At 43.4% G+C, this 684-nt stretch carries 1 protein-coding gene and 1 pseudogene; both read right to left on the bottom strand.

Features of this window, described 5'->3' with window-relative positions; translation table 11 throughout:
* Positions 1-237, bottom strand: a pseudogene (locus R7Q11_RS26565) (HlyD family type I secretion periplasmic adaptor subunit); the annotation flags it as partial.
* Positions 238-406: 169 nt separating this feature from the next.
* On the bottom strand, positions 407-684 hold a 278-nt coding region (locus tag R7Q11_RS26560), incomplete at its 5' end, for a helix-turn-helix domain-containing protein (protein WP_318094465.1).

The raw sequence follows: 684 nt of genomic DNA, 5'->3' as shown, positions 1-684 counted from the left end.
ACCTTCCAAGTTTTGAACTACTTGGATTTGAGAAGAGGGAATTACTTTACCTTGGCCGACGGTGACTTGGTCGATCTGTGCCCACGATGCCCAACCAATGGCTGCAACAAAAAACAACACCATAACCCACAACATTAGTCGGGCACTATTTGGGGTGTTGAGAAGCAGTGCGGCAGTTTTGTCATCGACAAAATCCAGCTCATCATTGCTGAGTTTGTTGTAGTTGTCTCGGCTCATCACATTCTCTGCTTATATAAATACGGATTATCTTTTTGATCTTATTATTATTACCCGATCATGTCAGCATTCCGGCTAATAAAAATACGTAACTGAGGACATTCGCTCAGGTTACCCGTCTGGCTTCAGCCCGTTCTTGCTGAAAGGCTGAAGAGATTTTGAGGTATTGTTACTGAGCCTTAAACTTCGATTTGTCCAACTGATGTTTTTTTAGTTTGTCGTACAAGGTCTTGCGTGACACCTGTAATTCTAGTTGAACCTCTTTAAGTCTGCCTCTGTGTCGCTGCAATGCATCAAATAACAGACAATATTCAAAGTGTTCTGTGCGTTGAGTCATGCTCTGAATTTCGATGCTCTTTTCACTGTCCCAATCTTCCATGCGAAAAGTCTCAGGTTTGAGAGCGCGCAGCTCCGCAAATTGGCGCAGTTGTTTAACGTTTTCTGGCC

This window comes from Vibrio sp. 970 (assembly GCF_033339075.1).
Note: the sequence above shows the minus strand (reverse complement) of the source record. Positions and strands in the feature narration are given on the sequence as shown.